General features: G+C 62.8%; 7 protein-coding genes. 4 read left to right on the forward strand and 3 right to left on the reverse strand.

Features of this window, described 5'->3' with window-relative positions:
* The first annotated feature begins 57 nt into the window (after positions 1 to 57).
* Together BLR85_RS27550 and BLR85_RS27555 are read left to right on the forward strand one after the other, a co-directional pair.
* Positions 58 to 1,497, forward strand: a complete 1,440-nt coding sequence (locus tag BLR85_RS27550) for an IS1182 family transposase (protein WP_093151616.1) — start codon at positions 58 to 60, stop codon at positions 1,495 to 1,497.
* Between the two features lie 519 nt (positions 1,498 to 2,016).
* On the forward strand, positions 2,017 to 2,202 hold the full coding sequence (locus tag BLR85_RS27555; protein ID WP_093164950.1) for a hypothetical protein: 186 nt from the start codon (positions 2,017 to 2,019) through the stop codon (positions 2,200 to 2,202).
* A 264-nt stretch (positions 2,203 to 2,466) separates the two neighbouring features.
* Here the strand turns inward: BLR85_RS27555 and BLR85_RS27560 are convergent, their stop codons facing one another.
* Positions 2,467 to 3,231 (reverse strand): AraC family transcriptional regulator, encoded by a 765-nt coding sequence (locus tag BLR85_RS27560; protein ID WP_093164965.1) that lies wholly within the window; start codon positions 3,229 to 3,231, stop codon positions 2,467 to 2,469.
* A gap of 97 nt (positions 3,232 to 3,328) precedes the next feature.
* On the opposite strand from BLR85_RS27560, the gene BLR85_RS27565 reads away from it, so the two are divergent.
* Both BLR85_RS27565 and yghX read left to right on the forward strand, forming a co-directional pair.
* On the forward strand, positions 3,329 to 3,865 hold the full coding sequence (locus BLR85_RS27565; protein WP_093164953.1) for a peroxiredoxin-like family protein: 537 nt from the start codon (positions 3,329 to 3,331) through the stop codon (positions 3,863 to 3,865).
* Positions 3,866 to 4,037: 172 nt separating this feature from the next.
* Positions 4,038 to 4,925, forward strand: a complete 888-nt coding sequence (gene yghX / locus BLR85_RS27570; RefSeq protein WP_093164956.1) for a YghX family hydrolase — start codon at positions 4,038 to 4,040, stop codon at positions 4,923 to 4,925.
* Positions 4,926 to 4,979: 54 nt separating this feature from the next.
* On the opposite strand, the gene BLR85_RS27575 is transcribed toward yghX, so the two are convergent.
* Together BLR85_RS27575 and BLR85_RS27580 are read right to left on the reverse strand one after the other, a co-directional pair.
* On the reverse strand, positions 4,980 to 5,213 hold the full coding sequence (locus tag BLR85_RS27575; protein WP_093164959.1) for a hypothetical protein: 234 nt from the start codon (positions 5,211 to 5,213) through the stop codon (positions 4,980 to 4,982).
* Between the two features lie 87 nt (positions 5,214 to 5,300).
* Positions 5,301 to 5,885, reverse strand: coding sequence for a hypothetical protein (locus BLR85_RS27580; RefSeq protein WP_093164962.1), 585 nt, complete (start codon positions 5,883 to 5,885; stop codon positions 5,301 to 5,303).
* Positions 5,886 to 5,988 lie beyond the last annotated feature (103 nt).

Raw genomic sequence — 5,988 nt, forward strand, 5'->3', positions numbered from 1 at the left:
GAGGGTGTGTGAAAACTCCAAATGCGGTATGCTTTTCGGCAAAGACCGGAGGCAGGCATGTCGGGGTATATCGAGGGGACGGACCGAAGTCAGGCGACGCTTTTTCCGAACCGTTTGGAAGACTGGATCGACGAGGACAGTCCGGTCCGCGTGATTGACCTCTTCGTGGACGAGATCAATCTTGGGGAACTTGGATTTCTGCGGACGGCGCCGGCGCCAACGGGACGGCCCGGCTATCACCCATCGGTCCTGCTGAAGCTATTCATCTACGGCTATTTGAACCGCGTCCCTTCGAGCCGCGCTCTGGAGCGGGAGGCTCTGCGTAATGTCGAGGTGATGTGGCTGACGGGCCGGCTCGTCCCGGACCACAAGACGATCGCGGATTTTCGGCGCGACAACGGTCCGGCCATCGGCAAGACCTGCGCGCAGTTCGTGGAGTTCTGCCGGCGGATCGGGGTGCTGAAAGGGGATTGCGTTGCCATTGATGGCAGCAAGTTCAAGGCCGTGAACAACCGCGACAAGAACTTCACCAAGGGCAAGATCGCCAGCCGCACCGCTCACCTTGTAGCGAGCATTGAACGCTACCTTGATGAAATGGTCCGGATCGACCGTCAGGAGGAGGGTGAGGTCCGGGCTGAGAAGATTGCCAATCTGGCGCGACGCTGCGAGCGCATCCGTCAGGAGATCGAGCGCTTGGTGGATATCGGCCAGGCGCTCAGGGAGAGCCCGGAAAGCCAGATATCCCTGACCGACCCGGATAGCCGGTCCATGGCCACCAGCGCCAAGGGGAGCGGTTTTGTGGGCTACAATGCGCAGGCCGCGGTGGATTCAGAGACCCATTTGATCGTCACGCATGATGTGATCAATACCGGGCATGACCGCGAGCAGCTCTCGCCGATGGCCAAGGGCGCGAAGACCGCGCTCGGATGCGAGGAGATGAGCGCAGTCGCCGATAAAGGCTACTTCAGCGGCCGTGAAATCTTGACCTGTCACGAGGCTGGCATCACTACGACCCTCCCGCGCCCCGAGACCTCGGGCAACCGTAAGAAGGGCATGTATGTGAAGGCCGACTTTGCCTATGACGCGGATGCGGATGTCTACCGCTGCCCGGCAGGCGAGACGCTGACACGCCGTTACACGACCGAGGAAGGCGGCCTGATGGTGCGGCGCTACCGGGCCAACGTCTGTCAGACCTGCCCAGTCAAGGCGCGCTGCACCACAGGAAAAGAGCGCCGGATCACCCGATGGGAGCATGAGCACCTGGTCGACGAGATGCGCGACCGCATGAGCCGAGACCCGACATTGATGGCGCTACGTCGCTCAACCGTCGAGCACCCATTCGGCACAATCAAAGCCTGGATGGGTGCGACGCACTTCCGGATGCGCAAGCTCAAGAATGTCCGCACCGAGATGGCATTCCATGTCCTCGCCTACAACATCAAGCGGATGATCAACCTGATCGGTGTGCGTGGGCTTCTTGCCGCCATTCCGGCCTGAACCGGGGCACGATCTTCAGATTGCCAGCGTCTAACGCAACGGAGGCCGCTTCTGGCGCCTCCGCAGCCGTTCAGAAATAGCACTTGGACCGGAAATGGAAAAATACGCCGGAAACCATCGGAACTGCATTTGCAGGACGCCTCAAACAGAGTTTCCACACAGCCTCGGCTCCGAGCCGCCTTGCGGCGATGCAGAGAATTACGCCGTTTCAGGGTTGCCAGAATGTCGGCTCCCAACGTCTAAGCATAGTTGGTTCGCGTTTGCGGAGAAAGTCAGCAAACCGCCCTTCTTGACCGAGGCCAACCCCAGAAGGCCCGTATTCTCGCGTTTGCAGCGAACGTCAGTAAAGTCGGCAAAGCAGCCGCCGTCGAACCACGGTTAATGAGTCCCGATCCTAAGGCTGGTCTTTTGATCTGCTCCAGATCGTGCGTGATCTGATCATTGGCCAGTGGCGTGGCTGCGTGACGTCACGTGGGTGCGCGTGTGTGCGGCTCTGTTGTTGGCTGCTAAAGATGATCCATGACCAAAGTGATAGGCATCGACGGCCAGCCCTACACCGAACAGGAGCAGCCGCAGGCAGCGGCTCCGGTTGTGATCCGGGTGCGGATCGATGGACCGCCTCCGGTCAATCCGGTCTGGCCTGCAATCACTGTTGTGTCGTTGCTGGTGATCGGCGCGGTGCTGGGATCGATCATTGCCGGGTGAGCGGCTGACCGGTGCAAACAGGTCTGCAAATGATTCGAGATGCAAACCAGCAAGCCCCTGCCTGGCAGTCATTTTCCCAGTTCAGTCTATCCAGTCGAGCATCGGCGCAACCGAGAGCCGGGCGGCCCGAGTGACCACCGCGTCTTGCGTCTGTGCTTCGGCTTGAGGGGTTGCGCTCAAGGTGGTTGTCTCCCGATATCCGGCCGGTTGGCGCGCCTGTTGCACCGAATGGCAACGATTTTCAAGGCCCCGGGGCTTGCGCGGTCAAGCCGCTCCGTCCCGCGCGCCCACCGGCTCCGACAGGCGCAGGGAACGCGGCGGCTGGCCGAACTGGCGCCTGAACGCGCGGGAGAACCCCTCCGCCGAGCGAAACCCGTATCTGTGCGCGACCCGCTCGACCCGCTCCCCGAGCGCAAGATCCTGGCTGGCGAGCGTCAGCCGCCAGCGCCGCAGGTAGGCCCCGGGCGTTTCGCCGACGCGCAGCTGGAACAGCTCCACGAAGCGGCTCAGTGACAGCCCGGCGACCTGCGCCAGATCGTCATTCGTCCACAGCCGCTCGGGCGCGTCATGGATGGCAACAATACTGCGGCTCAGACGCGGGTCGGACAATCCTGCCAGCAGGCCCGTCTCGATCGACCCCGCCTCGATCTGCCCGCGCAGGATCCGCACCAGCAACACCTCCACGAGCCGCCCGATCACCGATTCCGCCCCGCATCGCCGGCTACGGATCTCGGTGTCGATCAGCGACAGAAGTTGGCGCGTGCCTTCGTCCTTCGACAGATCGTGCACCATGCGTTCCGGCAGGGCGAGGAATAACGGGTTCGCATCTCCCCCCCAATCCACGCTGGCCGAGAGCAGGATGTCGGCTTCGGGCACGTCCGTTTGCACAGGCCGGGCCCCCAGGATCACCTGCCCGGGAAACGCTGCACCGGGGGGTGTCGCGACCAGCGTTGCCTCCCCGAGCGGCGCGAGACGCGCGGAGAGGCGAAAACGGGTCATGAGGGTCGAGAGGCGGTCGATTTTCTCCATTCCGGCTTTTTGGTCATATTTATAGAATTTATCAAACAGAAAATTCGGCCATGGTGCCCCGGACATCCCCAACCACCAAGAGCAGCAAGGAACCCTCATGCTTCTTCCCCGCCAGAAAACCCCGAACCTGGAATTGCCGACCTTGTCCCATGGCGCCTTCGATCTCTCCGCGGAGAACACCGAGCGCGGCACGATCATCTGTTTCTATCGCGGCCTGCATTGCCCGATCTGCGCCACCTATCTGGGCGAGTTGCAGAAACAGACCCCCGCCTTTGCCGAGCGCGGCGTGAGCACGATCGCGGTCAGCTCGGACGGGCAGGAACGCGCGCAGGCGATGGCCGACAAGATCGACGCGGACTCGCTGCGCATCGCTTACGACTTGCCGCTCGGCGTGGCGCGCGACTGGGGGCTCTACATCTCGACCTCGCGCGGCAAAACCTCTATCGGCATCGAGGAGCCGGCGCTCTTCTCCGAGCCGGGCCTGTTCATGGTGACGCCGCAGCAGACGCTCTATTACGGCTATGTCCAGACCATGCCCTTCTCCCGCCCGCATTTCTCCGAGCTGCTGGGCGCGCTCGATTTCGCGATCAAGAACGACTACCCGGCGCGCGGCGAATATACCGGCGCCGTCTGATCGCGACGCGGCACAATAACGAAGACGTGACTCGGTGGCGTGCGCATTTTGTGGCGATACTGAGCGGAAAGGCAGACCGTCGCGCGTTGCGTGCGGCGGTCAATGGAAGACCACCGCGACGCCCGTCAGGGCTTGAATTCCACTGTCCCTTTCCTCAGCCAGGAGATTTCCAATGCAGCGCAAGAAGGCTTCCGATTTCGATCCGCGGATCCTCGAACTCTATGACGGCTACGTGCATGGCAAGATGACCAAGCGGGAATTCCTCCGCAATTCCGGGCAATACCTCGCCGCCGGTGTCACCGCCGCAGTGGTGCTGGAGAGCCTTCAGCCCAATTACGCCCTAGCCCAGCAGGTCGACCCGGCCGATCCCGCCATCGAGACGATGACCGTCGAATATGAAAGCCCGAACGGGCATGGCACGATCAAGGGCCTGATGGCGAAGCCCGCCGGGGCCACGGGCAAGCTGCCTGCCGTCCTGGTAATCCACGAGAATCGCGGCCTGAACCCCTATATCGAGGACGTCGTGAGGCGCGCGGCCAAGGCCGGACACCTTGCGTTCGGCCCCGATGGGCTGACGCCGCTTGGGGGCTATCCCGGCAATGACGACGATGGCCGGACGATGCAGAAGGAACTGGATGGCGCAAAGCTGATGGAAGACTTCTTTGCCGCCTTCGAATTCCTCGTCGGCCATGAGGGCTCGACCGGCAAGGTCGGCGCAGTCGGCTTCTGCTATGGTGGCGGGGTCTGCAATGCGCTGGCCGTGGCCTATCCGAACATGGCCGCCTCCGTGCCCTTCTACGGCCGGCAGCCGGACGCGGCGGATGTACCGGCGATCCAGGCGCCGCTGCTGTTGCATTACGGCGAGCTGGACGAGCGGGTGAACGCCGGCTGGCCCGCTTACGAGGCTGCGCTCAAGGAGAATGGCAAGTCGTTCGAGGGACATATCTATGCCGGCGCGAACCACGGCTTCCACAACGACACCACCCCGCGCTACGACGAGGCTGCAGCGACGCTCGCCTGGGAGCGGACCCTGGCCCATTTCGAAAAACATCTGAGCTGATTACCGCAGCAGCGGGCGGGCGCCGTATATGCGGCGCCGCGCTCTTGCCGCCCGTCACTTGCCGGAAAGCCCTGCCGCGAAACAGGCGGCATCGATCAGGTCGATCTCGCTGGCGCCGGCCACCCGGCACGCAGCCGCCACCGACGGGTTCTGTTTGAAAACGGTGCGTCCCGGCCGGGGTGCAAGAGTCTCGAAAGAGAACACCATCCGTTTCCAGCCCGCCTTGGTTCCGGAGCCATCAAGGAAATAGTCGATGCCGGATTGCGCGAGACTTTCGTACCACGCCACGTCGACTGGCCCGGAATACAGTCTGCCCTGAACCGCGACCCGGTCTGAGACCAGCGCGAAATAGGGCTTGTTGTAAGGAACTGTGAGTTAGCTCGAAACGTAGATCGCGCGGCCGGTATAGGCCGGGACGAAATCCGCGTAGCGCGTGAAACCGGCTATGATGCTGTCCTTGGGCAAGGCACGAATTTCGGCGGAAAGCGTCGCATTACGGTCGCGGAAATACTCGCCGCTCCAGACACCGATGGTCTGCTGGGCGAAACCGAGCAGGACCAGCCAACCCAGCCCCTGCCCGATCCAGCGCAGCGATGCCTGTCGGTGGCCGGCGAGACAGCCCAGTGTTGCGGCGAGTCCCACCGGCAGCAGCAGCGAGAAACCCGTCCCCGAATAGCGGGTCGGCAGATGCGCCTTGAAGGCGACCGCATAGGCGAGCAGGAACAGGATCGTCGCCCCGGCCCAGAGCCCAGCAAGCAGGCGGAAACTGCGCGCATTCCCGACAGCCTTGCGCAGGGTCGCCAGCGCGACTCCCAACCCGGCCACATGAAGGAACAACGCCATAATGGGCGGCAGGTCGGGGCATTCCTTGAGGTATCCGCCGCGCATGGAACAGATCGCGGTATAGGCCCCGGGCCCATTGAAGAAATGTGTGCGCCCGCTGGGTCCGAAGATCCGCATCTGACGCGCCTAGAGCACCCCGCCATTAACCTGAGACATATCCGGCAGCCTTGAAGTAGCTCCAGCATTCTTGCGGAGAATAGAGATCGCAGACCTGGGCGAT

This window comes from Aliiruegeria lutimaris, assembly GCF_900099935.1.
In the GTDB taxonomy this organism is placed as follows: domain Bacteria; phylum Pseudomonadota; class Alphaproteobacteria; order Rhodobacterales; family Rhodobacteraceae; genus Tropicimonas; species Tropicimonas lutimaris.

Excerpts from the sequence above, each read along its gene's own strand:
- BLR85_RS27550 (WP_093151616.1), top strand. The coding sequence starts at position 58 with ATGTCGGGGTATATCGAGGGGACGGACCGAAGTCAGGCGACGCTTTTT.
- BLR85_RS27555 (WP_093164950.1), top strand. The coding sequence starts at position 2,017 with ATGACCAAAGTGATAGGCATCGACGGCCAGCCCTACACCGAACAGGAG.
- BLR85_RS27560 (WP_093164965.1), bottom strand. The coding sequence starts at position 3,231 with ATGGAGAAAATCGACCGCCTCTCGACCCTCATGACCCGTTTTCGCCTC.
- BLR85_RS27565 (WP_093164953.1), top strand. The coding sequence starts at position 3,329 with ATGCTTCTTCCCCGCCAGAAAACCCCGAACCTGGAATTGCCGACCTTG.
- yghX (WP_093164956.1), top strand. The coding sequence starts at position 4,038 with ATGCAGCGCAAGAAGGCTTCCGATTTCGATCCGCGGATCCTCGAACTC.
- BLR85_RS27580 (WP_093164962.1), bottom strand. The coding sequence starts at position 5,885 with ATGCGGATCTTCGGACCCAGCGGGCGCACACATTTCTTCAATGGGCCC.